Annotated in this window: 33 protein-coding genes; 9 read left to right on the top strand and 24 right to left on the bottom strand. The window is 39.6% G+C overall.

Annotated features, from left to right (window positions below):
• Window positions 1-5: 5 nt before the first annotated feature.
• Window positions 6-1133 (bottom strand): efflux RND transporter periplasmic adaptor subunit, encoded by a 1128-nt coding sequence (locus AOG26_RS18570; RefSeq protein ID WP_082401741.1) that lies wholly within the window; start codon window positions 1131-1133, stop codon window positions 6-8.
• Between the two features lie 58 nt (window positions 1134-1191).
• On the bottom strand, window positions 1192-1569 hold the full coding sequence (locus AOG26_RS18565; RefSeq protein ID WP_054563839.1) for a hypothetical protein: 378 nt from the start codon (window positions 1567-1569) through the stop codon (window positions 1192-1194).
• 169 nt (window positions 1570-1738) lie between these two features.
• Between AOG26_RS18565 and AOG26_RS18560 the strand changes: the two genes are divergently transcribed.
• The 6 genes from AOG26_RS18560 (at window position 1739) to bfr (AOG26_RS18535) (ending at window position 7582) form a co-directional block, all read left to right on the top strand.
• A complete protein-coding gene (locus AOG26_RS18560) occupies window positions 1739-2599 on the top strand; it encodes a cation diffusion facilitator family transporter (RefSeq protein ID WP_054563838.1) in 861 nt (286 codons plus the stop codon).
• 64 nt (window positions 2600-2663) lie between these two features.
• A complete protein-coding gene (locus AOG26_RS18555; RefSeq protein WP_054563851.1) occupies window positions 2664-3734 on the top strand; it encodes a PepSY-associated TM helix domain-containing protein in 1071 nt (356 codons plus the stop codon).
• A 26-nt stretch (window positions 3735-3760) separates the two neighbouring features.
• Entirely contained in the window at window positions 3761-4096 is a 336-nt protein-coding gene (locus AOG26_RS18550; protein WP_054563850.1) for a DUF3703 domain-containing protein, read from the top strand.
• 190 nt (window positions 4097-4286) lie between these two features.
• On the top strand, window positions 4287-6422 hold the full coding sequence (locus AOG26_RS18545) for a TonB-dependent receptor (protein ID WP_054563837.1): 2136 nt from the start codon (window positions 4287-4289) through the stop codon (window positions 6420-6422).
• Between the two features lie 210 nt (window positions 6423-6632).
• The gene (gene bfr / locus AOG26_RS18540) at window positions 6633-7106 is read left to right on the top strand and encodes a bacterioferritin (RefSeq protein ID WP_054552096.1); all 474 of its coding nucleotides are present in this window, start codon (window positions 6633-6635) and stop codon (window positions 7104-7106) included.
• A gap of 11 nt (window positions 7107-7117) precedes the next feature.
• A complete protein-coding gene (bfr, locus tag AOG26_RS18535; RefSeq protein WP_054552095.1) occupies window positions 7118-7582 on the top strand; it encodes a bacterioferritin in 465 nt (154 codons plus the stop codon).
• Window positions 7583-7687: 105 nt separating this feature from the next.
• On the opposite strand, the gene AOG26_RS18530 is transcribed toward bfr (AOG26_RS18535), so the two are convergent.
• On the bottom strand, window positions 7688-8143 hold the full coding sequence (locus AOG26_RS18530) for a hypothetical protein (RefSeq protein ID WP_152966989.1): 456 nt from the start codon (window positions 8141-8143) through the stop codon (window positions 7688-7690).
• Between the two features lie 184 nt (window positions 8144-8327).
• Here AOG26_RS18530 and AOG26_RS18525 point away from each other — a divergent pair, with 184 nt between their 5' ends.
• Entirely contained in the window at window positions 8328-8759 is a 432-nt protein-coding gene (locus tag AOG26_RS18525; RefSeq protein WP_054563835.1) for a hypothetical protein, read from the top strand.
• Window positions 8760-9446: 687 nt separating this feature from the next.
• Here the strand turns inward: AOG26_RS18525 and AOG26_RS18520 are convergent.
• The 8 genes from AOG26_RS18520 to hutH all read right to left on the bottom strand — a co-directional run bounded on the left by AOG26_RS18520 (window position 9447) and on the right by hutH (window position 17176).
• A complete protein-coding gene (locus AOG26_RS18520) occupies window positions 9447-10004 on the bottom strand; it encodes a YbhB/YbcL family Raf kinase inhibitor-like protein (protein WP_054563834.1) in 558 nt (185 codons plus the stop codon).
• 75 nt (window positions 10005-10079) lie between these two features.
• Window positions 10080-10868, bottom strand: a complete 789-nt coding sequence (locus AOG26_RS18515; protein WP_235575518.1) for a helix-turn-helix transcriptional regulator — start codon at window positions 10866-10868, stop codon at window positions 10080-10082.
• A 248-nt stretch (window positions 10869-11116) separates the two neighbouring features.
• Entirely contained in the window at window positions 11117-11503 is a 387-nt protein-coding gene (locus AOG26_RS18510; protein WP_054563832.1) for a hypothetical protein, read from the bottom strand.
• 227 nt (window positions 11504-11730) lie between these two features.
• Window positions 11731-12201, bottom strand: coding sequence for a DUF4262 domain-containing protein (locus AOG26_RS18505; RefSeq protein WP_054563831.1), 471 nt, complete (start codon window positions 12199-12201; stop codon window positions 11731-11733).
• Between the two features lie 58 nt (window positions 12202-12259).
• Complete coding sequence (locus AOG26_RS18500) at window positions 12260-12625, bottom strand: hypothetical protein (protein ID WP_054563830.1); 366 nt, start codon at window positions 12623-12625, stop codon at window positions 12260-12262.
• A gap of 513 nt (window positions 12626-13138) precedes the next feature.
• A complete protein-coding gene (locus AOG26_RS18495; protein ID WP_054563829.1) occupies window positions 13139-13549 on the bottom strand; it encodes a GFA family protein in 411 nt (136 codons plus the stop codon).
• Between the two features lie 121 nt (window positions 13550-13670).
• Window positions 13671-15671, bottom strand: a complete 2001-nt coding sequence (locus tag AOG26_RS18490) for a urocanate hydratase (RefSeq protein ID WP_054563828.1) — start codon at window positions 15669-15671, stop codon at window positions 13671-13673.
• Window positions 15672-15682: 11 nt separating this feature from the next.
• Window positions 15683-17176, bottom strand: a complete 1494-nt coding sequence (hutH, locus tag AOG26_RS18485) for a histidine ammonia-lyase (protein WP_054563827.1) — start codon at window positions 17174-17176, stop codon at window positions 15683-15685.
• A 120-nt stretch (window positions 17177-17296) separates the two neighbouring features.
• Between hutH and AOG26_RS18480 the strand changes: the two genes are divergently transcribed.
• Window positions 17297-18193, top strand: coding sequence for a LysR family transcriptional regulator (locus AOG26_RS18480; RefSeq protein ID WP_054563826.1), 897 nt, complete (start codon window positions 17297-17299; stop codon window positions 18191-18193).
• Here the strand turns inward: AOG26_RS18480 and AOG26_RS18475 are convergent.
• From AOG26_RS18475 to AOG26_RS18430, 10 genes are all read right to left on the bottom strand, one after another.
• The gene (locus AOG26_RS18475) at window positions 18171-18449 is read right to left on the bottom strand and encodes a hypothetical protein (protein WP_152966988.1); all 279 of its coding nucleotides are present in this window, start codon (window positions 18447-18449) and stop codon (window positions 18171-18173) included. The genes AOG26_RS18480 and AOG26_RS18475 overlap by 23 nt on opposite strands.
• Window positions 18450-18659: 210 nt before the next feature.
• On the bottom strand, window positions 18660-19049 hold the full coding sequence (locus tag AOG26_RS18470) for a DoxX-like family protein (protein WP_054563824.1): 390 nt from the start codon (window positions 19047-19049) through the stop codon (window positions 18660-18662).
• Window positions 19050-19096: 47 nt separating this feature from the next.
• On the bottom strand, window positions 19097-19513 hold the full coding sequence (locus AOG26_RS18465) for a DUF805 domain-containing protein (protein ID WP_082401739.1): 417 nt from the start codon (window positions 19511-19513) through the stop codon (window positions 19097-19099).
• A gap of 137 nt (window positions 19514-19650) precedes the next feature.
• On the bottom strand, window positions 19651-20109 hold the full coding sequence (locus AOG26_RS18460) for a hypothetical protein (protein WP_054563822.1): 459 nt from the start codon (window positions 20107-20109) through the stop codon (window positions 19651-19653).
• Window positions 20110-20124: 15 nt separating this feature from the next.
• Window positions 20125-20367: a hypothetical protein gene (locus tag AOG26_RS18455; protein ID WP_054563821.1), complete on the bottom strand. Its 243-nt coding sequence runs from the start codon at window positions 20365-20367 to the stop codon at window positions 20125-20127.
• A 102-nt stretch (window positions 20368-20469) separates the two neighbouring features.
• Complete coding sequence (locus tag AOG26_RS18450; RefSeq protein ID WP_054563820.1) at window positions 20470-20997, bottom strand: DUF4240 domain-containing protein; 528 nt, start codon at window positions 20995-20997, stop codon at window positions 20470-20472.
• Window positions 20994-21188 (bottom strand): YwbE family protein, encoded by a 195-nt coding sequence (locus AOG26_RS18445; protein ID WP_036971837.1) that lies wholly within the window; start codon window positions 21186-21188, stop codon window positions 20994-20996. Before AOG26_RS18445 ends, AOG26_RS18450 begins: the two co-directional genes overlap by 4 nt.
• 59 nt (window positions 21189-21247) lie before the next feature.
• On the bottom strand, window positions 21248-21694 hold the full coding sequence (locus tag AOG26_RS18440) for a hypothetical protein (protein ID WP_054563819.1): 447 nt from the start codon (window positions 21692-21694) through the stop codon (window positions 21248-21250).
• Between the two features lie 2 nt (window positions 21695-21696).
• Entirely contained in the window at window positions 21697-21969 is a 273-nt protein-coding gene (locus tag AOG26_RS18435; protein ID WP_054563818.1) for a hypothetical protein, read from the bottom strand.
• Window positions 21962-22168 (bottom strand): hypothetical protein, encoded by a 207-nt coding sequence (locus tag AOG26_RS18430; RefSeq protein WP_054563817.1) that lies wholly within the window; start codon window positions 22166-22168, stop codon window positions 21962-21964. Before AOG26_RS18430 ends, AOG26_RS18435 begins: the two co-directional genes overlap by 8 nt.
• An 88-nt stretch (window positions 22169-22256) precedes the next feature.
• Here AOG26_RS18430 and AOG26_RS18425 point away from each other — a divergent pair, with 88 nt between their 5' ends.
• Window positions 22257-23060 carry an ion transporter gene (locus tag AOG26_RS18425; RefSeq protein WP_200907879.1) on the top strand — a complete coding sequence of 268 codons (804 nt, stop codon included), beginning with the start codon at window positions 22257-22259 and terminating at the stop codon, window positions 23058-23060.
• 103 nt (window positions 23061-23163) lie between these two features.
• On the opposite strand, the gene AOG26_RS20805 is transcribed toward AOG26_RS18425, so the two are convergent.
• From AOG26_RS20805 to AOG26_RS18410, 3 genes are all read right to left on the bottom strand, one after another.
• Window positions 23164-23337, bottom strand: coding sequence for a hypothetical protein (locus tag AOG26_RS20805; protein WP_160316776.1), 174 nt, complete (start codon window positions 23335-23337; stop codon window positions 23164-23166).
• Between the two features lie 324 nt (window positions 23338-23661).
• Window positions 23662-23949 (bottom strand): hypothetical protein, encoded by a 288-nt coding sequence (locus AOG26_RS18415; protein WP_054563814.1) that lies wholly within the window; start codon window positions 23947-23949, stop codon window positions 23662-23664.
• Window positions 23950-23955: 6 nt separating this feature from the next.
• Window positions 23956-24336 carry a VOC family protein gene (locus AOG26_RS18410; RefSeq protein ID WP_054563813.1) on the bottom strand — a complete coding sequence of 127 codons (381 nt, stop codon included), beginning with the start codon at window positions 24334-24336 and terminating at the stop codon, window positions 23956-23958.
• Between the last annotated feature and the right edge of the window lie 80 nt (window positions 24337-24416).

Genomic DNA, 24416 nt, shown 5'->3' with positions numbered 1-24416 from the left:
CACCTCTAGTGGTTATGCGGATCAAATCCGCCTTTAGCTAGCTGTGATGCAATAAAAAAAGCACCTTGTGTGACAACTTCAAGCCCGGCTTTAATACCTAACACTTCGCGATAATCACCAAAACTTCTGCCAAGGGTTACTTCTTGGGCAGCAAAGCCACCATCGTCATCAACGACAAACAATTGCCAGTCACCATCTGCACTGCGTGTTAATGCGTTTTCAGGTACGGCAAGAACCACTTGCTCTGTTTCAAAATGAAAATACACATCCGCAAACATGCCAGGGTGCAAACTATGCTGCGTGTTTTTTACCTCGAGCCTAACGGTTCGTGAGCGTGTTTGTTCATCAATGGTATGTGCTTCTTGAATAACCCTTGCTTGATAGCGATTACCGTTAACTTCTAACAGCGCCGTAGAGCCATTACTGATAGTACGGTCTTGATTAGCTGAAAGCTGAGCAGCAACCCAAAGTGCAGATTCATCGGCTATTAGCATTAGCTCAATCCCCGAATCAACTCGCTGACCTTGAGCAAAGTTATCGGTTAAAACAGCTCCCGATGTTTGTGCAAACAAGGTATATTCACCGAGTTTTTCTGGGCTTATGGTGAGTGTTTGTGCAATAGCTTGTTTTGATAAACCAAAGGCAACTAAACGGCTATAAGCCACTTCATACTCGGCTTTGGCAGTTAAGATTTGCTTTTCGCTGACTGTGCCCGGGGTCATTTTAGTAACGCGTTGCCACTCGGCTTCTGCTAATCTAAATTCAGTTTGCTGGCTGGCCACTTCGCCACTAAATAAAGTAACTAAAGAGTCTCCTTTATTTACATGCTGCCCTAATAAGGCATGGCGTTTTACAACGATAGAATCAACACGCGGTGACACCACATAACTGGCATAGCCATTGGCTTTAATTTCGCCCGGTGCATACAAGGTTTGCTTGTGTTTTTTCAGTACAAGGCGCTCAACCTTGATATTAGCAAGTTGCTGTTGCTGCTCAGTTAAACTGACTTCATTAGCATGTTCAGCTTGCTCATTTTCTTGGTGGTTATGCGCTTGTTCTGTCGCATAAATATTTGTCACAATCATATAGCATACGCACAGCAATGCGTAACGCATAAAATTTCTTAAATACATATAGTGTCTCTTACTTAAAATGGGCTAAGCCCAAATAAAATCTAAAAAGGGTTTTGGATTAAGTAAGAGCTAAAATAGGTGGGCGATGAAGCGGTGCTAAGTCAGCCGATTTGAAGTTGAAAACAAGTGATTCAATTTTAGTAAAGTAGATATCAGTAGGTTCAGACAATTGCAGCGAATCAACAAACGCTGGGCTGTGACAAACATGGCAATGGCCTTTTTCGGCTGAGTCAGACAACTGTTTGCTAAGCTCGGCATGCTCTGATTGATGTAACAGGTGGTCGCCATTGGCTGCGCAATGGGCTTCAAGGTCAATTTCTTCTGATAGCAGTACCGAGGTGTGATTAAACGCAGCATTATGATCGGCCACATCAAAGCTATCCAGCAATGGTTGGAGCAATAATACGCTAATCAAAATAATAAATGCAGCTTTCACATTGAGCCTAAAAATTAGAACTAAAAATGGTACAACGGCGCTAAATTAACAAATCCACCGGCATTTGAACAGTAAATTATAATCCGCACACGAACAAATCATTACAAACATTTCAATACCACGGCACGCATGGTATAAAAATAAAGCAAATCAATAACTCGGTATTTTTATGGGACACGGACACCACCATCATCACGATACAAATAACCAAAGCACCCGCCAACTCATGCTGGCAGTTGCAATCAATGTGTTATTAACTGTCGCTCAGGTGATTGGCGGCCTCGTTTCTGGCAGTTTATCGTTAATTGCTGACGCACTGCATAATTTAAGTGATGCCTCGTCGTTATTCATTGCCCTAATTGCCCGAAAAATTGGTGCCAAACCTGCCAACGATCGTTATCAATACGGCTACAAACGCGCTGAAATTTTAGCAACCTTATTTAACAGCTTAAGTTTAATTGTGATTGGTGGTTACCTAATTGTTGAAGCCATCTCCAACTATTTAAACCCAGAGCCTATTGATGGTTGGATCATCATTTGGGTTGCAGGGTTTGCACTGGTTGTTGATCTTGTCACCGCCCTTTTAACTTACAAAGCAGGCGCAAAAGACAGTATGAATATTCGTGCTGCGTTTATACATAATGTGTCTGATGCATTAGCTTCTGTGGTGGTGATTATAGCAGGTACCTTAATCATTCTTTATCAATGGTATATTGTTGATTTAATTGCCACTATGCTGATTTCTGTGTATGTCATTTACCATGGTGTTTTGTTGTTAATAGCGAGCAGTAAAATTTTGATGCAAGCAGCCCCTGATAATTTTGCTTTAATAGAAGCTATTAATGAGCTTAAAGCCCAATTTGCAATCACTGATGTTGATTACCTCAAAACATGGCAAATAGATGATCATCACGTTCATTGCGAGCTCAAGTTTAGTGCCAAGCACAACATCAATAACGACGAAATACGTCACTTTTTGCATGATAACTTTGCAATTGAAAGCTGCACCATAGAACAAGTTTTAGTGTAAATGTTACGCGTTATCATTTACCATTCAGTTTTGTTTTAACAGTAAACTGAAGGAACTAACCTTGTTGAAGTTGTGGTTACGTCGTACGCATTTATTGCTTGCCTTAGTAAGCGGTTTATTTTTAATGTGTTTAAGTTTGACCGGTGCGTTGCTTATTTACGCAAAAGATATTCAATACCTTACTCAAAGCGATAAATGGACTGTAAAGCCAGCGGCTTCAGCACTTGATTTTGATAGCCTCATAAAACATGTTTCAGCTTCCACCAAACAACCCGTTACCCTGTTAATGCCTGAACAGCGAAGTGATCTCGCCTGGCAATTACAGTTGGCAAACAACCGCTATGTCAGTGTTAATCCATACAACGGTCAAGTGTTACATGAGTACGATTACTACACTACGATTTATGGCTTTACCATGGCTTTGCACCGCTGGCTGCTTTATGAAGATGGCGATAAAAACCGCCCGCTAAGAAACTGGGTATCGGTGTGTGCGCTTATTCTTATTATTGAAATTCTGCTCGGCTTTTATATTTGGGTTAAACCAAAAAATCGTATCAAACGCTTGGCTATTAAACGTAAAGCAAAATTTAGAGTGCTGATGTATCAGCTACATACCGTTCTGGGTGTGTATTTTTTAATTCCACTTATTTTAATTGCTTACACAGGTATGGCGTTTAACTGGAAACCACAAACCAAAGCCGTATTAGAATTTGTGATGCAAGGCACAGTTGAAGATAGACCAAAACCGCCAGCAGTTGTTCCCCCTTTAACGGATACGCCTTTTCAAGTGCAAAAAGCGTTTGATAACGCACAAACTGTATTTCCTGAAGGTAAGTTATTTAGAATTTATTTACCGAAAAAGCCAACTGATAACATTGGTTTTAGAATAGAGAACCCAGGTGAAAGCCATGCCTATAGTTGGGTATGGGCAAACCCATATTCAGCAGATATTGTTGCAAGCTATGATGCCAGCCAAAGTTCTTGGACCACGCAAACATGGAACTTTAAATATAAGTTTCATATTGGTGATTTTGCAGGCCCTATTGTGCAACTACTGTGGTTACTATTTGCTTTGTCACCGTTATTTTTCACGATTTCAGGTGTTTACTTTTGGTACAAACGGCATTACAAATAAATAATTTATCGAAAATACCATTCGCCATGAATATTGAGCTCAAAAATGCCTTTAACACCGAAATGATATTGGCTAAAACTAGTTATAAGAAAGCAGATTACACAACCGCTTTTTATCACCTAGAGCGGGCTCATATACTGGGTCAAAGCTATATCATTGCGCATACTTACTCACATTGGTGGATGTGTAAAATTGGTTTTAAAACCCATAATGCCAAGGAAATAATTGGTCAGTTTGCTCGCATGGCAGCTTCAATTGTATTTTCGCATATTTGGGTCCCACTCGGTAATACCGGCGGTACTAATGTTAGCCCTTTCAAACCAATGCCTATTCCAGACGACTTAAAACGTTTTTTAAACTAGCGCCAGCTAAAACACAGCTACTGTCCTGCTATTCCTAATCGCTATTTGCTTAATAACTAATTCAAATAAGTAGGTACAAAACAACACAACAATTTATTGCAAATAATTATCATTAGCCTTGCCTTTACACTTCTTTACATTTAGACTGCCGCACAATCACATAATAAATACCGATTTAACAAGGATAAACATGTTAAAAACTTCACTGACTCTGGTCGCTATTGCAATTAGCAGCCAGGCATTTGCTGATGATGCCATCAATAAAAAACTTACCGCAGAAGAAATGGAACACGTTGTTGTGTCAGGCAGCCGTGTATTTGAAAGCATTGATGAAGTACCCGCTTCTGTCACGATTATTAGCCAAAAGCAAATTGAAGAGCATTTAAAAGTTAATCCAGAACTACAAAGCTTACTTGCGCAAATGGTACCAGGCCTTGCACCAGATACAGGTAGTTCGAGTAATACAGGCCAGAGTTTACGTGGCCGTGCACCACTTGTGATGATTGATGGTGTGCCACAATCTACACCACTCAGAAACGGCTCATTAGGAGTTAAAACACTCGACCCAAGTGCCATTGCGCGTATCGAAGTGATCAAAGGTGCTACCTCTGTTTATGGTAATGGTGCATCGGGCGGTATTATTAACTACATCACAAAGCAGGCTACAAGTGATGGTCAGCCAGAAGGTGAGATCAGCCTATCTTCACGCTTTAGTGCAGTTAAGTTAGAAGAAAGCGCTGGTGCGCGAGTCTCTGCTGCGGTTAATGGCCGAGCAGATAAACTCAGCTATTTATTTACTGCAAGTTACGAAGAAAATGGCGTTCAACGTGATGCCGAAGGCGATATTCTTGGCTTACAGTATGGTTTATCTGATGCAGTAACAGAAAACTACTTCACCAAACTTGGTTATGACTTTGACGATGAGAAGCAACTGCAATTTAGCTATAACTACTTTAGCTCTCAACAAAAAACCGATTTAGGTGACGTAGTTGGTAACCTAAATGATGGCGAAAAAACGTATGCTATTCATGTACCTAAAGAGCTGCAAAAGCAAGGTAAACCACAAGGCCCAGATGGTAACGAAAACATTACCTTAAAGTACACAGACTACGCCCTGTTTACTAATACACAAATGACGCTCGACCTTTACATGCAAGATATCGAGAATGTGTTTTTCTTTTCTACAAACCTAGCTAACCCAGACGAAGGCTATGAAGGCGGCCAATCAATTATTCGCTCTGAAAAGAAAGGTGCACGGGCTACCTTTAATACTCTTGTTGATTTTGACAATGTTGAAGCGACCTTTATTTATGGCCTAGATGCTCTAAATGACGTGACTTCACAGCCACTTGTTGATGGTCGTGTTTGGGTACCAGAAATGGATATGGAAAGCCTTGCTGGCTTTTTACAAACAAAATGGGTAATCGATAATGATTTAGTCATTAAAGCGGGTGTGCGCCAAGAGAGCATTGATTTAACCGTTGATGATTACAATACCTTAAAGCTTTGCCGTTCAGAAACCCAGTGCTCTGTGCCACTTAGCGTAAAAGGCGACACCATTGATTACGATGCAACCACCTATAATGTAGGTGTTAAATACAATTTACTTGAGGCTTTCAGCCCATTTGCCAATTATTCACAAGGGTCTGATATCTCAGATATTGGCCGCCTACTACGTTCAGCAACGGTGAATGATATTGGTCTAATTCAAACAGAAGCATCAATCATCGATAACTATGAAATTGGTTTTACCTCACAGTTTGATGACTTACGTTTTGAATTTGCAGCTTACCGCAGTACATCAGAGTTTGGCACCACGAATAGCTTTAATGAAGTAACCGGTGTTTATGAGCCGGTACGTGCACCGCAAGAGATTTGGGGTTACGAAACATTAGTTGATTATAAAATTAACCCAACTCTAAAACTGGTTGCAACTTACAGCTATGTTGAAGGTAAAAACACCGAAGACGACATTTACTTAGGTTCGCGCCAAATAAGCCCACCAAAAGGCACTGCTAACTTAAACTGGCAGCCTAATGATGAGTTATCACTTACGGTGAGTTATTTATATGTGGGTTCACGCAAACGCTTTGAACCAAATGCAGACGGCGACTATGTTGGCGACCAAGGGCCAATTAGCAGTTACAACCTATTTAACCTAAGCGGTCGTTATAACTTTAGCGAGAACTGGCAAGCGTTTATGGGCGTAGAAAACCTATTTAACAATGATTACTACCCTGCCCGTGCCCAGTCATACACCTACGGTGGCTATAACATTAAAGGTTTAGGTACCACTGTTACACTTGGTGCAACCTATAGTTTCTAAGTTAAATTTTGTTTAGAACAACAAGCCCTTCTTAGTAAGGGCTTTTTTTATTTAAGAATAGAAACGATAAATTGTTCATTTATCAACCATTAACGCAAACTTAAACGAGAATCACACTCAATAGTAAACAACTGATTTACAAAGGAAAAAGTTTGCAATCTTGTTTTTATATACTACAATTACCGCAACTTGGAATTCGAGGACAGCATTATGAAAGGTAACCAAAAAGTCATCGATAGTTTTAACAAACTACTCGCAAACGAATTAGCCGCTATAGATCAATACTTTATTCATTCTCGTATGTATGATGATTGGGGCCTAAATAAGCTGTATGAGCGTCTTAACCACGAAATGGAAGAAGAAAAAGATCACGCTGATTGGTTGATCAAACGTATTCTGTTTTTAGAAGGCGTACCAAACATGACTAAGCGTCGTGATCTATTAATTGGCTCAGACGTGAAAAGCATGATGCAAAACGATTTAACACTTGAACTAGAAGTGGTTGATTGTGTTAAAGAAGCAATTGCTATCTGTGAACAAGAAAAAGACTATCAATCACGCGAAGTGCTTGAAAAGCTATTGTTTGATACAGAAGAAGATCATGTTTACTGGTTAGAACAACAGCTTGGTCTAATCGACAAAATTGGTAGCCAAAACTACCATCAATCTCAAATGGGCGAATAGAGGCTAATTGTATGAAAGGCGATAAAAGCGTCATTGCTGCACTTAATAAAGTATTAGCGAATGAATTAGTAGGTATTAACCAATACTTTTTACACGCTCGTATGTTTAAAGATTTTGGCTTTTCAAAACTAGACAAAGCTGATTACAAAGTATCTATTCAAAAAATGAAAAACGCCGACCGTTTAATTGAGCGTATTTTGTTTTTAGAAGGTTTACCAAACCTACAAGATTTAGGTCGCCTACGTATTGGTGAAAACTCTGAAGAAATGATCGAGGCTAACATGAGCTTTGAACTTGATTCTCTACCTGATCTTAAAGCGGCAATTAAACTTGCTGAAGAGAAAAAAGATTACATCAGCCGTGAAGCGCTAGATAACATCTTAAATGAGCAAGAAGAACAGATTGATTGGCTTGAAACACAGCAGCAGTTAATCAAAACCGCAGGGCTTGAGAATTACCTGCAATCTCAAATGTAATTTGCTAAAACTTAAAAAAGCAGCCTAGGCTGCTTTTTTTATGTCTACGGATATGACAAGTTGCCTTCGAATTTGGCTTTTAAAATTCATTAGTTAGATGGAATTTCATTGCTTCTCGAACACACATGAGACTTCAGGTTTATTCAGCGTGTAAGTAATACTGCCGTTCTCTTTAAAACGCAGATCTTCAGTTGTTGAACCGTTGTCGTCTTCATTATCACAGCGAAAATATCGCTTGGTTCTAACAATGCCATCTACAAAGTATTTTAACTTCGAACTGACAACGCAAAAGTTAGGTATCTTCTTTACCTGCGTGCCGTTGTGTAAGTCACTAAAATCGATTAACGTCCCTAAGGTAAAGCCTTGCGTTGGTTCTTTTATCAATGAAAAAGATGCGTTTTGACAAACCGCATCACTGCCTTCTTTTGTTTTGTAATCACCTTGTTTGTCTTTTATCAGAGCCAAAAACTGTGTTTTATTGCTCGGCTTTACATCCAGCAGAGCGCTGGCAATTGACGAGGTCGATAGTAAAAAAGCCATTAAACAAAAGTAATATCTCATTGAAAATCCATAAACTTATAGACACTTTACTAGCATAGCATGCTGATTAAGGTTGGTGAATTTATAACGTATTAGTTAATACGATTAAAAAATGCTTTTGGTTCTATTTTATGAACTTTGCATAGGCAACCAATCTGTTTATATGCTATAAATTTTAATGATGATAATTTTTGGAGGGAATCAAATGAAAATAGTCAAACTCATCGCTTTAACCACATTTTTGGCCTTAACCAGTACTCAAAGCCTAGCTAGTGATAACGATTGGAAAACAATCGCAGAGAAAAAGGTCAGCTACAAAAGCGAAACCGATACCGTTAACCCTATCACCAGCAGCCACTACAGCCATATTAAAGTTAAGTGCACCCATGGCACTGTGAATCTTAAGAAAATTAAAGTCGTTATGAACAACGGTGAAGAAAAAGTATTTGATAACCTAGGTGTTTTAACCAAAGGAATGTCATCACGTAGCTTAAATTTGCCAGACAAAAACGACGCTAAACTTGATAAAATCAAACTTGAATATGAATCAGTAGGCAGCACAGCCCTTAGTATGGCAGGCGTAACCGAAAAAGCCGAAGTTGAAATTCTCGCAAAAAAAGCAAAGAAAGAAGATTAAAGTTGCGAGATGCGAGATGCGAGATGCGAGATGCGAGTCAAGATGTTAGAGCCTATACAGTTTCACAAGCAGCGGCGTCTTTCCGACGCAACTATTTAAAAACAAACGCGCGAAACAAGTTTCACGCCTACTTTAGAAAACATTAGGCACTAGGATTTAGGCTCTAGGACGCGATGTAAAATCGCTGCTACTTGTTCGGTGTTGAAACGTATCCTAGAAACTTGTAACTCGCTAGCTTTAGCCTTTTAACGCGCTAAACAAATTTCACGCCTTCGAGTGCCCTTGTAGGTCGCCATTTATGGCGACAAAAACCGTGGAAATTTTCACGTAGGAACGGCTTCAGCCGTGAACCTTAGATGTTCGGCGTTAAAACGCCTCCTACAAGCTTTACCCTCGAAACTGGCTAACCTTACCCTTTTAACGCGCTAAAGCACGACCTACATGAAAACGCGCGAAACAAGTCTCACGCCTACGATGGTGCCCTTGTAGGTCGCCATTTATGGCGACAAAAACTGTGGAAATTTTCACGTAGGAGCGGCTTCAGCCGTGAACCCTAGATGTTCGGCGTTGAAACGCCTCCTACAAGCTTTACCCTCGAAACTGGCTAACCTTACCCTTTTAACGCGCTAAAGCACGACCTACAAACTTGTATCTCGCTAACTTTACTCTCGTATCTCGTTAACTCTCTCAACGCTTATAAAGCGCTTCAATTGTTGCTGAATCAAGCGAATAGGCATTAATCATATAGCCTGCCAACGCGCCTGATGCGTTCTCTGGTAATTCAAGCTTTTGTGATAACGCATGTAGTGTAAATTGATATCTGTGAGCGCCATGGCCTTCTGGAGGGCAAGCGCCGCCAAAGCCTTTGAAACCATAATCATTTGTGATCTGCACACTGCCTTTTGGCATTGCGTTCTTCTCTGCACTGCCTGCACCGCTTGCTAAACTTGATACCGACTTAGGGATATTCACAACTTGCCAATGCCACCAGCCACTGCCTGTAGGCGCATCAGGATCATAAACGGTCAATGCGAATGCTTCAGTTCCTTTAGGTGCATTTTGCCACGCGAGTTGTGGAGAAAGGTTATCGCCATTGCAACCAAACCCTTTAAACTCTTGCGCACTCTCCATAAAGTCACCATGGGCAATGTCTTTGCTTGTTAGAGTAAATGTCTCAGCGAATGTGGTGCCAGATAAACATAGCAGAAATAACGGTGTAGCAATTTTCAATGTTGATGATTTCATAATACTCTCCGACTAATAAGAATAATCATAATACCTAGCAAAGACAGATCAAATTAGTACTAAAACTGTCAATTATTAGCCTGCTTCGCTCATTATTGTTTTACGAAGGGCTGTTGGAGTCGTATTAAACAAAAGTTTAAACTTATCGGTGAATCTAGATTGCGACGAAAAACCACATTGCTGTGCAATGGTGCCAATAGACTGTGAGCTACTTTGAATCAGGTGTAGTCCATGGCTTAAACGCGCGTTATCTTTAATTAACTGAAAACTACTGTCTTCTGCGGTTAACTTTCTTCTGAGTGTCGATTCGCTCATCGCTAACGTAGCTGCAATACTGCTTGCATCCCAATCACGCGTTAAATCACTAGCGATGATAGTATGTACTTTGTGAGTCAGTGTTGGCGGCTCAATAATTGCCCCTAAATCTTTAAAGCCCTGAGAAAATAGCACTTGCAGCAGCTCTTGTCTTCTAATTGGCCATAATTGTGGTGGTGTTACTGCAGCCCATTCAATAAATTGTTTTAAGGTCATTTTAAACAGCGGATCAACTTGCCCTTTAATAAACTTTTTCTTTGCGCCGGCTCGATATTTCAAACACTCAAAGTCGGTGTAATCAAATTCAATCAATAGCGCAATATAGCCAAAGTTTTGTGGAATATTGCGCATTGCAACCTGTGGTGTATTTGCCATAAAAACAAAATCACCTGCATAGCAGTTAACTTCTTCTGTATCTATTAGCGTTTTGCTACCAGATAATACAACGACAAGTAACGGGTTTGCGATAGGCACATTAACAATGTGCTGTTCATCATTAGCGCAGTAAATCGAAAACGGTAAAGACGGATATTGCTTTACTGTGCTCAAACCTATCTCTATCAATTCATTCATAATTTACAGTGTTTTTTATTGGACTCGAAGGAACGGATTGGACCGTGATTCTTAGTTATTCGGCGCTAAAACGCTACCGGCTAACTTTACACTTTAAACGCGCTAGAGCACGACCTACAAAAGCGTGAAAAAATATTAGGCACTAGGATTCAGGCTCTGGGACGCGATATAAAATCGCTGCTACTTGTTCGGCGTTGAAACGCCTCCTAGAAACTTGTAACTCGCTAGCTTTTCACTGATTTATCTAATTTAGTTACATAAGCTTTAAGCTCTGCAAGCTGAAGTTTTTCGCCTTGTTGAGCATTAATCGCTTTTGCATAGTAGCTGTTGGCTTGCTGCTGATCACCTTCATGCTCATAAATGAGACCAATGCGAAGATAAGTAAAAGCAAGATTGTTAGGGCCTACCTCTGTATGCAGCGCTTTAGCGCTATCAAGCTCAAGAATTCTTGTAAGTGCATTTAACGCATAAAGCGCACTATCACTCGAACCTTTGATGTACTGAGAATGAGCAAGTTCAAGCTCTTTTTTAAGAAACTCAGCTGTAATTTCATTTGCGTTTGTAGGTACAGCTAACGAGACTAAAGCAGCTAAGGTTAAAACTTTAAACATATTAAACCTCCTTTTAAAATGTGTTTTACAGATTAATCAAACTAGACTAACTGGTCAAACTTTACTCTAGTATCTCTCTAAATTCTCTTTTCTCGCGCTAAAGCACGACCTACATAATATCGCGCGAAACAAGTTTCACGCCTAAGATTGAAAGCATAAGGCACTAGGATCTAGGCTCTGGGACGCGATGTAAAATCGCTGCTACTTGTTCGGCGTTAAAACGCCTCCTACAAACAAACTTTTTCGATTATTCCTGTCTTATTTAATATAGGTTGTGCCCATTGATAATAATCAGAAGTACCTTCATCCCATGGCCATAAACCTTTTGTTGTTGGCCATACCATTTGAAGCATCTTAAAATTACTTCCATTATGTAACCACAGGCCATAACCTAAGTATTCTTTATAATGTGAACTATCTACATCGATGAAAGTCACATCGAAGCCTTCAAGAAAATCACTATAAAATTTACCTACTTCAAAAACCTCACCTTTAAGTAATCTATCTTTGTAGTTATTAATCATTGAGTGAGCCAATGAATTATCTAAACCTAGAATGATTAAGTCCGGTTTCTTCTGTTTTTTATTAATACCAATTGAGTAAGTAAATTCAGGCGCATCTTCCCCTTCCATAACTTTCAATACATGGCATCCAAAGTGTTCAATGTTGTTTAAAGCAACCTGATCTTGTTCGTTCATGATAACCTTTGATTTAAGTAATTTTTTACGGTCGAAAATAAACTATAAAATTTAAACATTATTTGTAAAAAGCAGGCAATTTCTTTGCTCTAAAGTTTTTAGCGTATATCCACCATTTAACTCCTACATCATCAATTAATTGATAAAAGTTAAAATTTGTTTCTAGGTAATTCTCATTTAGGTAGCTTGATACAAGCTCATTTGCGATAACAATTTTAATAGGCCCAACTAAACTAAATGCTAAACTTAAAGAATCAACATCTAAAAACTCTACTTCTATTTCCCCGTTGTCTCTAGTACCAATATCACCATTAAACTTTATTTTTAAGGAACCAGAAGCTTGTTCTGTTGGTACATTAATTTTTTCAACTGTTGCCAGCCCATGCAACCTTGCGAGGTAAGCATTTAATTCATCTAAATCCATTTGTGCATTAACCTTTAAATTTATACCTTACGCGCTAAAGCACGACCTACATAATATCGCGCGAAACAAGTTTCAAGCCTAAGATTGAAAACATAAGACACTAGGATCTAGGCTCTGGGACGCGATGTAAAATCGCTGCTACTTGTTCGGCGTTAAAACGCCTCCTACAAACTTGTAACTCGCTAACTTTACTCTCGTATCTCGCTAACTTTACTCTCGTATCTCGCTAACTTTACTCTCGTATCTCGCTAACTTTACCCTTGCATGTCGCTAACTTTACTCTCGTACCTCGCAAACTTTACTCTCGTACCTCGCAAACTTTACTCTCGTATCACGCTAACTTTACTCTCGTACCTCGCTACCTTTACTCTCGTACCTCGCTACCTTTACTCTCGTATCTCGCTACCTTTACTCTCGTATCTCGCTACCTTTACTCTCGTACCTCGCTACCTTTACTCTCGTACCTCGCTACCTTTACTCTCGTACCTTGCTAACTTTACTCTTTTATCAGACTTAATCGCGACCAAAACCAATCAACTTTTTGCCATTTAAACCTTTTTTATGCCATTCGGTTTGCTCTTCGCAGAAAATTTGCGCGTCTAATTCTTTACTTGGCTCTTCATTTAAACTGCCTGCGGGTACAAGTAGGTATTTACTGTCTTGTGATTCAAATGGCAGCGCTGAGCCACAGGTTTTACAAAACGCCCTAGATAATGCACGACCAGGGTAATTAAACCGCGTGATGTGATGTTGACCTTTAATCCATTCGATAGCATCAGGCGAGGTAAACAAATTTGCAGCGTGAGCAGTGCCAGTTAGTTTGCGGCATTGTTCGCAATGACAGAAGAAAAAACGCCTAAAGTTATCAGCGACTTTAAAACTCACTTCACCGCAGCAGCATCCACCAGTAAGTGTTTTAGTCATATCTATCTCCTTATTCGCTAAGCTAAAAATTTATTCCCTAAACGATGCGCTATTTAATAATTTTTGGCAATAAAAAAGGCCATGTTGCGCTTACAACATGGCCTTTTTGCATTGACACAACTTAGAAATCTAAGTTTGATAAAACTTCATCATCAACGTTATTAGACAAGGTCACTTTAAGTTTAGGGGTACGAGCCATTTCACGTTTAATCGCAAAATTAGCTTCTTCGTTACGCGCCCAACTACGACGAGCAATACCGTTGTTTACATCAAATAATAGCATAGATTTCAAACGACGCTCGGCAGCTTCACTACCATCTAGTAGCATACCAAAACCACCGTTGATCACTTCACCCCAGCCAACACCGCCACCGTTGTGGATAGATACCCAAGTAGCACCACGGAAACCATCACCAATTACATTGTGAATCGCCATGTCTGCGGTGAAGCGGCTACCATCATAAATGTTTGATGTTTCACGGAAAGGTGAATCCGTACCACTTACGTCATGGTGGTCACGCCCAAGTACAACCGGACCAATTTCACCACGATTAATGGCATCATTAAAGGCTTTAGCGATTTCAGCGCGGCCTTGTGCGTCTGCATAAAGAATACGAGCTTGCGAACCAACAACCAGTTTGTTTTGCTTCGCATCTTTGATCCACGTGATGTTGTCTTGCATTTGCTGTTGGATCTCTTCAGGCGAGTCCGCCATGATTTTATTTAAAACGTCTGCAGCAATCGCATCTGTTTTATCAAGATCTTCTGGTTTACCTGACGTACATACCCAGCGGAACGGGCCAAAACCGTAGTCAAAACACATTGGGCCAAGAATATCTTGTACGTACGATGGGTATTTAAAATCAATACCGTTTTCAGCCATTACATCGCCACCAGCGCGTGATGCTTCTAGCAAGAACGCATTACCGTAATCAAAGAAGTAAGTACCTTTTGCCGTGTGCTTGTTAACAGCATCGGCGTGGCGTTTAAGCGTCGCTTGTACTTTTTCTTTAAATACTTCTGGCTCTTCACGAATTAAACGATTTGACTCTTCATAGCTGATATCAACCGGATAGTAACCGCCTGACCAAGGGTTATGAAGTGAAGTTTGGTCTGAACCTAAGTGAATGAAAATATCTTCTGCTAAGAAGCTTTCCCAAACATCAACCACGTTACCGATAAAGGCAATTGAAACCACTTCTTCATTTTGCTGAGCCGTACGTACACGCTCAACAAGCTCTGGCATGTTATCGATTAGCTCATCAACCCAGCCTTGTTGATGACGCTTAATAGCTGCTTTAGGGTTAACCTCGGCACATACGGTAATACAGTTAGCAATATTACCCGCTTTAGGCTGAGCACCACTCATACCGCCTAAACCAGCAGTTAAGAAGATCTTACCTTTTGGTGATTCGCCTTTTTCCAGTACTTTACGGAATGCATTCATTACCGTAATAGTTGTACCGTGAACAATACCTTGTGGGCCAATGTACATAAATGAACCTGCAGTCATTTGACCGTATTGAGTTACACCTAGTGCATTGAATTTTTCCCAGTCATCCGGCTTTGAATAGTTCGGGATCATCATACCGTTTGTTACAACCACGCGCGGTGCTTCAACTGATGATGGAAATAACCCCATAGGGTGACCCGAGTACATGTGTAGCGTTTGGTCTTCTTCCATTTCGCTTAAGTACTTCATAGTTAATAAGTACTGCGCCCAGTTTTGGAATACCGCACCGTTACCACCGTAAGTGATTAGCTCTTCAGGGTGCTGTGCTACTGCAGGATCAAGGTTATTGTCGATCATTAACATGATAGCGGCAGCTTGTTCGCATTTAGCCGGGTAATCGCTAATTGAGCGCGCTTTAAGTTCATAGTTAGGCTTAAAGCGATACATGTAAATACGGCCAAATTGCTTAAGCTCAGCGGCAAATTCAGCGGCTAATTCTTTGTGCCATTCTTTAGGGAAATAACGCAATGCGTTACGAATAGCTAATTGCTTTTCGTCAGCCGATAAAATGTCTTTACGTTTTGGAGCACGGTTTGCATCACTTGGATACGGTTTTGGCTCTGGCAATACGCTTGGGATACCTTGCTTAATTTGTTCTTGAAAAGTCATTATTTGCTCCCTTAGTTAACTTTAAACGCTTGCGATTTAACAAGTTCTACCATAGCGTCGATGTCTGGCTTAAGTAAGCGGTCTTCTTCTAGTTTGGTAACTTTGCTGCGAATTAGCGCAAAGTTTTCTTCAATGATGTCTGAACACTTGTTAGGACGTCTAAATTCGATTGCTTGCGCTGCATACATCAACTCAATAGCAAAGATTTTATCAAGGTTACCTAAAATCTGGTTTAACTTACGACCAGAGATACTACCCATAGATACGTGATCTTCTTGGCCCATTGATGTTGGTACGCTGTCTGCTGATGGCGGGAAACACAATGATTTATTTTCTGTTACCAATGCCGCAGTCACATACTGCGGGATCATCATGCCAGAGTTTAGGCCGCCCGATGTCGTTAACAAACGTGGTAAGCCGTGTAAGCCCTCAAGCAGTAAGTAACAACGACGATCAGCAATGTTACCAAGCTCTGCCGCTGCGATTGAAGCGTAATCTAAAACCATAGCAAGTGGTTGGCCGTGGAAGCCACCACCCGAAATTGCTTCTTCTTCACTGATCACAATTGGGTTATCTGTAACAGAGTTCATTTCTGTTTCAGCAAGCTCTTTTAAGTGGTAATACGCGTTACGTGATGCACCATGAACTTGTGGAATACAACGTAATGAGTAAGGGTCTTGAACACGGTCACAATCAGTGTGTGAAGCCATGTTTTCAGAGCCTGCAAAAAAGCTACGCATACGTGCTGCAACTTCAACGTTACCTTTAAAAGCACGAATTGCGTGTAACTCTTCACGGAACGGCGATTCGCTACCCTGCATACCTTCAATACTCATAGCACCTGCGATATCTGCAAGGTCTAATAAGTAACGCATTTTAGTAAGCGCAGTAATGGCATGCGATAAAATAAATTGAGTACCGTTAATTAATGCTAGGCCTTCTTTAGCATGTAAATCTAAAGGCGCTAAACCGTGCTCTTTTAATACGTCTGCTGCTGGCTTGATTGTGTCGTTTACCCAAAACTCACCTTCACCTAAAAGAGGTAAGAATAAGTGCGATAACGGTGCTAAGTCGCCCGACGCGCCAACTGAGCCTTGCTCTGGTACAACAGGGATAATATCAAGTTCAATAAACTTAAGCATACGCTCAACAACGGTTAAACGAATACCCGAAAAACCTTGGCTTAATGCATGTACTTTGGTGATAAGCATCAGCTTTGAAATAGGTTTAGCGATTGGCTCACCCACACCAACAGCGTGTGTGATCAATAAGTTCTTTTGTAATAAGTTGGTTTCTTCTGGAGAAATTTGTGTATCACACAATGGGCCAAAGCCCGTATTGATACCATAAATGGCTTTATCTGAGGCAGCCATTTTGTCTACGTTTTGGCGGCTTTTATTAATTTTATCAATTGCTTCTTGGCAAAGCTCTGCCTGTAACGTACCGGCTGCAATAGCATTAACGCTGTCTAACGTTAATTGGTCAACACCATACTTAAATGTCATTTATAACTCCTAAAGAACAGGATTAAGTTTTATTTAGATGGAGTCTAGCTTGCTCTAGTTGTTTTACAAATGCATAATTATCGTTATTCATTCCAGATTTATCGAACTAAAAGAAGAGCTATGCAAGTTCATGACGTAGACCTGCGCTTATTGCGCGTTTTTGTAGCAATTGTTGAGTGTGGCGGGCTTTCAGCCGCAGAGTCACGTTTGAATATTGGCCGCTCAACCATCAGTGCGCATTTATCTGATTTAGAAGTAAGGCTTGGTATTAAATTATGTAAACGTGGCCGCAGTGGTTTTGAAATTACAGACGCTGGCGCCATCACTTATCAGGCATCAATTGAACTGCTTCAGCAATGCGAAGCCTTTGCTAATACCGTAGCCAGCTCTAAAAACGAGTTATCGGGACGTTTAAGTATTGCCATGATAGATACCATGGTCAGCGACCCACGCTGTGCCATTCCCCGCGCGATAGCAAGATTAAAAGGCAAAGGTAAAAACATTCAGTTTGATATTAATGTGTGCGAGGCACGAGAGGTAGAAACCTCAGTAGCCAATGGCCGCTCATTAGTGGGGATTGGCGTTAGCCGCCATCATATTCGCGGACTTAATTACACCGCCCTACATAACGAAACTAACTTTTTGTATTGCGCAGTCGGTCACCCATTATTTGAGTGTGATGACAAACAAATCAATGAGCTCATTAAAGAAGCCGAAGTCATTACCAGTAACTACATGCGCGATAAAGAAAGCCGAAACGACGGTTTAAACTATCAAAATAGTGCTGTTGCTTATCACGATGAAGGTATTGCACATTTGATTTTATCGGGTGAGTTTATTGGTTATTTACCCGATCACTACGCACAGTTCTGGGTCGAAAAAGGAATTTTTAAAGCTATCCAGCCAAACAAATATCACTACGATATTCCAGTGGTATTGATCACCTCAAAAACAAATGCCAGCTCGCCTTTAGCAAATGCCATGATTGATGAAATTAAGCGTTGTTATTCGGTTTAGCTTTAAACTTGTTGATTAAACTAAAAGCAATCAAAATCAGACCAAAAATACCAAGCAATATACGAGCTATGTTGCTTTTAAATAGCGCCTGTTCATAACTTTGAATCATCTTACCATTAAGTTTTAATTGATGGACTTTATACGCTTCGGCACTTTTATCATACGAAGCCAAAATATGAACGTTATCATTTAAGCTAATTGGTAAGTTAGTTGGTCTAAGGAATGTAGTCGTCTTCTCAGTACCAACAACTGTCATGAGTTTACATTTAAATTTGCCACAATTTCTATGTGAATCATAAAAGCGTTGTACTACGCCCGGCTCATCTATTAGTTGTTCTTTTATAGGCAAATCCAAAAAATAGAATGCGGCAATAATCTGTACTAACCCTATAAAAAATAAATAAGAAGATAAAAATTTTTTTTCTTCTTTTTCGTAAATTGAGTTATTGGTGACTGGTGCGGCGTATTAAGCATTGAGCTGTGGTTCTTTGAGTTCTTTAATTAATACGAGGCTAAAGGCGATCAAAGCAATGTTTGTAGTCACAGGATTAAACGCTTCGACTAACAGTGCGGGCTGCAAAACAGCAACAAACAGCATTAGCCCAACTAAAGCAGCTATATTGAGAATATTGATTAAGATTGAACGATAGAAAATAAAAAACAGCACGGCAAATATAATTTCACCAATGCCAGCTGCTCGGGTAATAAGTGTTGAAATTTCAGCATTAAAACCAAAACTGGCTGTCATTTTTAGTTCAAGGGGGGCTATGTGAATAAGTTTTGGCATCAGCCCATGATAAAGCCAACTAAAGCTGATAATAAATCGAGCTATTTGAATCGTAGTGAAATGCTTCATTGGGTAAGTTTACTGTGTGCTCTGATATTCAGAGCACACAGTATAGCTTATAAGCTAGTAGGTTGACCGAAACGGTTCTCAGCTTCATCACCTGCTAAAAAGCCATTTTCGATTAACGCCCAGATACCACCAATAACTGGAACTAAGCCAATCAATACCCACCAACCTGATTTATTACGGTCATGCCAGCGCTTTACTTGAACCGCAAGCGAAACCCACATAAGTGGGATATAAAAGATTAGTGTGATCACAGAGATTGCTGTTTCATTACCACCTGTGAATAATGCAACTACGAACATAAAAACAAATGAAGCTACAATAATACCTAAGAAAGAATACCAATAGGTCTTACGAGGAATACGACCTTTAAAAGAAAACAAAATTTCTTTCATGCTTAAAGTGGTTGTTTCTGTTGATGCTGTAGCAAGGTTTGATTCTGGGGCTTGATATACGTTTTCTGACACTGTCATTTCCTTTGATATGTGTTGTAGCAAACAAATTAATCTAGTCTGCTGATTTATGTTGTTAATAGTGCTGAATTAAGCATGAATAAGATAACACAAAATGATTGGATTTGGGTACTAAGAAATTAAGCAAGCAACTAACCACCGCTCCATTTTTGTTTTAACGAAGCAACTTCATTTACCGCTTTTATATTTAAATTGTTTAACTGTTGATAATTTGTATATTTTACAAACTTTGGGCCGAGCCAACCATCTTCATGTGTAAAAGCCATTGACCAAGCAAAGTTTTTTGGGAAAACATGAAAGTCTTGGCGATGCAAGTTTCCTTGTGGTTTTTTATTTGTGACATAGATACTATCTTCGCCTGGTTTAAAGTAGTCAGGCATGATGTAGTAGTTTAGTGCCTGATGAGAGCTAAAGTCAGTCAATGCTTCATCATTGCTTGTAAACTCTTTGAGCTCATCCCACAGATAGCTTTTCCCTTTAACAAATTCGGAAAATGATGTTAGATGCGGACAAAAACATTTTAACCATTGAAATGCGACTTTAGCGGCATCATCTCCGTGAAGCTCTGATTTGATATCTAAATTTTCCATTCGCATAGCGTGTCCTTAACTTTTTGCAAAGGGGTCTGAAAGTAACTCTGCTTTAAAATAACTTATCGCATCTTCAACATCAGAGAATGTTTTTTGCTGAAACTTAACCCCTCGTTCGAAGTAAAAGACCTCAATATGACTCTTTGCGTCGTAAATACAATGCCCTTCAATTCTTGGTAAAGTATCAATCGCATAGGTTTCTCTTTTAATGCCTTTTTTTATTAAATACTGCTTTAGCTCAATAAGCTCCTGACGCATGTTAGCATTCACTTTATTAATATTATTTAATAACTTACTGAGTTGTCATGGTAAAAGCAAGTAACCTAAAGACATAAAAAAAGCACCCTTAGGTGCTTTTAATTAACTCGGTTGCTGCCAATATTTAGCATATAAATTTGGGTAGGTTTGTTTTAAAAACTTAGCTTTATCTTTAAAACGTTTACCTTTTGGTTGCTCAAGGCCTGATGGTACAAAGGGTAATTCGTCATCATTACGTTCTTCGTAAAGCATACCGGCAATTAAATCGTACTCATCTAAATACGGGTAAGGCTGTTCGTTTAAATGATAAACCGGCGTACACTCGGCAATTGAGTCCGGGTTTTCAAGCGCCTTTAAAAAAGCCTGTTCACCACGTGAAATAAGCCAACATAAAAACTCAGAAAAACCATAATCATCGTTACAACCGGCCATTACATAAGCGGCACCAAATAAGTCCCAGGTATAGGCTTTACGCATACGTAGGTTAAACTGCTTATCAAATTCCATCAGCTGTTCGTCAGATAAATCAGTCAGCTTTGCTTTTAATGCGTTACAAACAGACTCAGGCTCGGCAGTTTTGTCTTCGGCGGTCACGAGTTGCCAAAATTCACTTTCGCTTAAAACACTCATGATAAAATCTCTTTCACGCGCCCAACTTGACCATCATCAAGTTGAACTTTAATACCATGCGGGTGGTTTGGTGATTTAGTTAATATACGTGACACCACACCTTGAGTTAACTGACCTGTTCGTTGATCTTGTTTTAAAACAATGTTGACTTCGCAGCCAATTGAAATTTGTGAACGCGTAGGCACTGCCATTGCTATATCTCTTTCAATAATTTTTGCCGATTATAGCCATTTGCGGCTGGCTTACCAAATTAAACCTGTTTGATTGGGCTGTTTTTAAGCAGCGCCTTTGGCAATATCTCATTTAAACGTTTAGTGATTGCTTCAGCTTTGCCTTTTATTTGAAAGTCATAACCTTGGCCGTTGCCATCTAATATGACGGCTAAATAGTTATCAGCAACTTTCAGTTGCGTAATACGGCTTAATTCAAGAGTCTCTTCTTTATCGCCATAATAAACCTGCTTAACCGTTAAGCTCGTGTCTGTTGCCGTGATTGTTTTACTAAGCGCTGTTTTGGCTGCAAATTTTTCTGTTGAGCGGTAGGCCTGCACCATAAAACCGATAGCAAATATAAAACCGGTAAAGCTTGAAATAGGTAATGAGTCTGATTGCAAGCTGTACACACCTATACAAATAAATAACATAGCAAGGGCTAGATTTAAGCTAACCATCTGTTTAGGGGTTAAATTTACGTACATTATTATTCCTTTAAAAACGCAATTGCTTTTGCATTGATAGCTAAATCTATAGCGCTCAATTCTTTGATAATTAAACTGGAAATTAACTGGGTTTGCTCAGCGGTTATCGGCAGCTCTTTACAATAACAACTTACTTTTAGTGATTGCGGTAGCTTTTTTAGGTCAGCAGTATGCGTTAACCATGAAAATTCCTGTACTTGTTCTTTTGCTTGTTCGCACGCTTGCGTTAATGCAACTCGAATAGCCTTATCTATACGTTTTTCAGTTTTAGTCATGTTCTGCTTGTTGTTTTTTAAATTCTTCGTAGCTGTCTTGCTGGCGCTTTACGCACTCATGGTACTCTTTATCTGCCATATGATTGCATTCACTTAAACGCGCCGATTGAATTTCATGATAACGGGCATCTGAGCTACAAGCTGATAAAAGTATTGCAAGGGTCGCAATCACGGCCAATTTTAAGGCATTTAAAAACATTAAATTTCCTTTATGTAGTTATACATTGGTGCTGCGTTTTCCTGTATATTGCGTGGGTTTAAATATTATTACCAAAGGGTTCTATATGATGTTGTCGCAGTTACAACAGCTGTTTCAGCGTATCGATAAAAGTAAAATTTTTCAATCATTTGTTATTGCTGTCATTGTTATTTCAGCGCTAACAGTGGGTGCACACACCTACTCTTTACATCCAACTGCTGAGCTTGCCTTACATTGGATGGACTTAGGTATCACGGTATTCTTTTTAGTTGAGCTCGTGATACGGTTTATCGCAAGCCGTGGTTTTAAAGACTTTTTCACCAAAGGTTGGAATATTTTCGATTTTATAATCGTGGTGGGAAGCCTTTACCCTGCAGCTGGCTCTACGATTTTTATCGCTCGATTACTGCGTATTTTCCGCGTGTTGCGACTTGTATCTATGATCCCAGAGCTTAGACTGCTAGTTAACTCGCTTTTAAAAGCCATTCCACAAATGGGCTATATTGCCCTGCTCATGTTCGTGATCTTCTATATTTATGCCGCCATGGGTAGCATGCTGTTTGCTGACATCAACCCAGTACTGTGGGGTGATGTGTCTATTTCTATGCTCACATTATTTAGGATTGCCACGTTCGAGGATTGGACCGATGTTATGTATGAAACTATGGCTGTGTATGAACTCAGCTGGATTTTCTACCTAACGTTTATCTTCTTAACAGCCTTTGTATTTTTAAACATGATGGTTGGTGCAATATTAGAAGTTATGTCTGAAGAGCATCGTAACGCCCGTGAAGAGCAAACATCTGATGCCGACATGCCAGCAACCAAAGGGCAAATTGCTCAGCTTCAAGCTGAAATGGCTGAACTAAAACAATTACTGAAAGAAAAGTAGAAAGTTTTTAGATAATAGCTTTTAGATATTAGGCGCTAGGACCTAGACTCTAGCGCTTCTACTTTAAAACCAACAAATATGAAGCAGCTTTTTGCAATCGAACTCAACCTGAAAATTTACGATCCAACTCGATAATTTCTTCTTTTATAGCTTTCACTTGCTCTTGTGCAGCTGGATGCTCTAGCAAACCCAATTCAATAATGCCTGTGCATTTATTTATAAATGTTTCAGTTGATTTATTTTTCGGAATAAAAATTACATATGCAAACTCTGGCATCAAACTTGGTTTACAACCACCTGGTTTAAGCAATATATTTTTAGCTATAGATTTATTAGCTGATAGAGTCTCAGTTAAATCAAAATCAACTTTAACGTTATTAGTCTCAGAGGCTTTTATTAGTTTTAGATTTGTGACCTTGATTAAGTGAACTGACTTAGATTTTTCGTCAAAAATGTTCTAATGAATACCCACAATTACAAGCAAAAGCTGAAAATGATTCGAAGCTGAGTAATAAAAAAAGCACCAACCAAACAATTCTTTTTAATGTCATTAAGCCCTTCATTTAACCTCAGAGCATTTATTTAAATTCATTAATTACTCTCAAAATAAGCTTGATATCTGGCCTTCTGCTATTTTTGTATGACATACAAACAATTCAAAAGGCATACCAATATACATACTCTGATGAGCGGATGAATCCAACACTTCTATAAATATATCAGCAGTTTCTCCATCAAAGAACTCTTTACCCTCTTCAAAAATAAGTCTACAGCTGGTATCGACACGGTTCAAATATGAAATTCGAGGGTAACAACCACTTCCTGTATATCTAAATGCATGAGCCGGGCGTTCTATGACTAAGAAAGTAACTTTTGCTGTAATATTCATTACATATCATCCTCTCTTTTCTACCTTCCATGGTGGGTCTAAGCGGTTTTCTCCCGCCCAATACAATTTAATTTTATTCCCTGATGGGTCTTTTAAAATTGCTTCTGTCCATAAATAACGCTGGGCGGTTGGCGGCTGCTCAAAGCTAATGCCTTTTTCAACAAGGCTTGCGTAGAGCTCATCGAGCTGCTCATGTTCAAAATAAATTACCGCACTATTACTATACTCTTCAGTTTCTAATGACAGCGAAAATGTGGCATCACCATCTGGGCATTGAAAGCGCGCGTAATGCGGGGTATCCACAATCTGAATCATTCCCAGTGTTAAGTAAAAAGCCACCGCTTCATTCATATCCTTTACAGGTAACGTCACCTGATTGAGATTCATTTGCTACTCCCATGTAATGCTTTATTCGTTGCTTCAGCATATCGCGTTCATTAAATTAAGCAAAAGATATGTTATGAGTT

Origin of the sequence: Pseudoalteromonas sp. UCD-33C, from assembly GCF_001306895.1 — a bacterium.
Taxonomy (GTDB): domain Bacteria; phylum Pseudomonadota; class Gammaproteobacteria; order Enterobacterales; family Alteromonadaceae; genus Pseudoalteromonas.
This window is presented reverse-complemented; position numbering and strand designations above follow the sequence as displayed.

Coding starts and splice junctions, on each gene's coding strand:
- AOG26_RS18520 (WP_054563834.1), bottom strand. CDS start 10,004: ATGAAATCATCAACATTGAAAATTGCTACACCGTTATTTCTGCTATGT.
- bfr (WP_054552095.1), top strand. CDS start 7,118: ATGAAAGGCGATAAAAGCGTCATTGCTGCACTTAATAAAGTATTAGCG.
- AOG26_RS18505 (WP_054563831.1), bottom strand. CDS start 12,201: ATGAACGAACAAGATCAGGTTGCTTTAAACAACATTGAACACTTTGGA.
- AOG26_RS18425 (WP_200907879.1), top strand. CDS start 22,257: ATGTTGTCGCAGTTACAACAGCTGTTTCAGCGTATCGATAAAAGTAAA.
- AOG26_RS18525 (WP_054563835.1), top strand. CDS start 8,328: ATGAAAATAGTCAAACTCATCGCTTTAACCACATTTTTGGCCTTAACC.
- AOG26_RS18435 (WP_054563818.1), bottom strand. CDS start 21,969: ATGACTAAAACTGAAAAACGTATAGATAAGGCTATTCGAGTTGCATTA.
- AOG26_RS18475 (WP_152966988.1), bottom strand. CDS start 18,449: ATGACAGTTGTTGGTACTGAGAAGACGACTACATTCCTTAGACCAACT.
- AOG26_RS18410 (WP_054563813.1), bottom strand. CDS start 24,336: ATGAATCTCAATCAGGTGACGTTACCTGTAAAGGATATGAATGAAGCG.
- AOG26_RS18495 (WP_054563829.1), bottom strand. CDS start 13,549: ATGACTAAAACACTTACTGGTGGATGCTGCTGCGGTGAAGTGAGTTTT.
- AOG26_RS18480 (WP_054563826.1), top strand. CDS start 17,297: ATGCAAGTTCATGACGTAGACCTGCGCTTATTGCGCGTTTTTGTAGCA.
- AOG26_RS18415 (WP_054563814.1), bottom strand. CDS start 23,949: ATGAATATTACAGCAAAAGTTACTTTCTTAGTCATAGAACGCCCGGCT.
- AOG26_RS18440 (WP_054563819.1), bottom strand. CDS start 21,694: ATGTACGTAAATTTAACCCCTAAACAGATGGTTAGCTTAAATCTAGCC.
- AOG26_RS18570 (WP_082401741.1), bottom strand. CDS start 1,133: ATGTATTTAAGAAATTTTATGCGTTACGCATTGCTGTGCGTATGCTAT.
- AOG26_RS18430 (WP_054563817.1), bottom strand. CDS start 22,168: ATGTTTTTAAATGCCTTAAAATTGGCCGTGATTGCGACCCTTGCAATA.
- AOG26_RS20805 (WP_160316776.1), bottom strand. CDS start 23,337: ATGCCAGAGTTTGCATATGTAATTTTTATTCCGAAAAATAAATCAACT.
- AOG26_RS18510 (WP_054563832.1), bottom strand. CDS start 11,503: ATGTTTAAAGTTTTAACCTTAGCTGCTTTAGTCTCGTTAGCTGTACCT.
- AOG26_RS18460 (WP_054563822.1), bottom strand. CDS start 20,109: ATGGAAAATTTAGATATCAAATCAGAGCTTCACGGAGATGATGCCGCT.
- AOG26_RS18500 (WP_054563830.1), bottom strand. CDS start 12,625: ATGGATTTAGATGAATTAAATGCTTACCTCGCAAGGTTGCATGGGCTG.
- AOG26_RS18550 (WP_054563850.1), top strand. CDS start 3,761: ATGAATATTGAGCTCAAAAATGCCTTTAACACCGAAATGATATTGGCT.
- AOG26_RS18560 (WP_054563838.1), top strand. CDS start 1,739: ATGGGACACGGACACCACCATCATCACGATACAAATAACCAAAGCACC.
- AOG26_RS18445 (WP_036971837.1), bottom strand. CDS start 21,188: ATGGCAGTGCCTACGCGTTCACAAATTTCAATTGGCTGCGAAGTCAAC.
- AOG26_RS18530 (WP_152966989.1), bottom strand. CDS start 8,143: ATGAGATATTACTTTTGTTTAATGGCTTTTTTACTATCGACCTCGTCA.
- bfr (WP_054552096.1), top strand. CDS start 6,633: ATGAAAGGTAACCAAAAAGTCATCGATAGTTTTAACAAACTACTCGCA.
- hutH (WP_054563827.1), bottom strand. CDS start 17,176: ATGACATTTAAGTATGGTGTTGACCAATTAACGTTAGACAGCGTTAAT.
- AOG26_RS18470 (WP_054563824.1), bottom strand. CDS start 19,049: ATGAAGCATTTCACTACGATTCAAATAGCTCGATTTATTATCAGCTTT.
- AOG26_RS18490 (WP_054563828.1), bottom strand. CDS start 15,671: ATGACTTTTCAAGAACAAATTAAGCAAGGTATCCCAAGCGTATTGCCA.
- AOG26_RS18450 (WP_054563820.1), bottom strand. CDS start 20,997: ATGAGTGTTTTAAGCGAAAGTGAATTTTGGCAACTCGTGACCGCCGAA.
- AOG26_RS18545 (WP_054563837.1), top strand. CDS start 4,287: ATGTTAAAAACTTCACTGACTCTGGTCGCTATTGCAATTAGCAGCCAG.
- AOG26_RS18455 (WP_054563821.1), bottom strand. CDS start 20,367: ATGCGTCAGGAGCTTATTGAGCTAAAGCAGTATTTAATAAAAAAAGGC.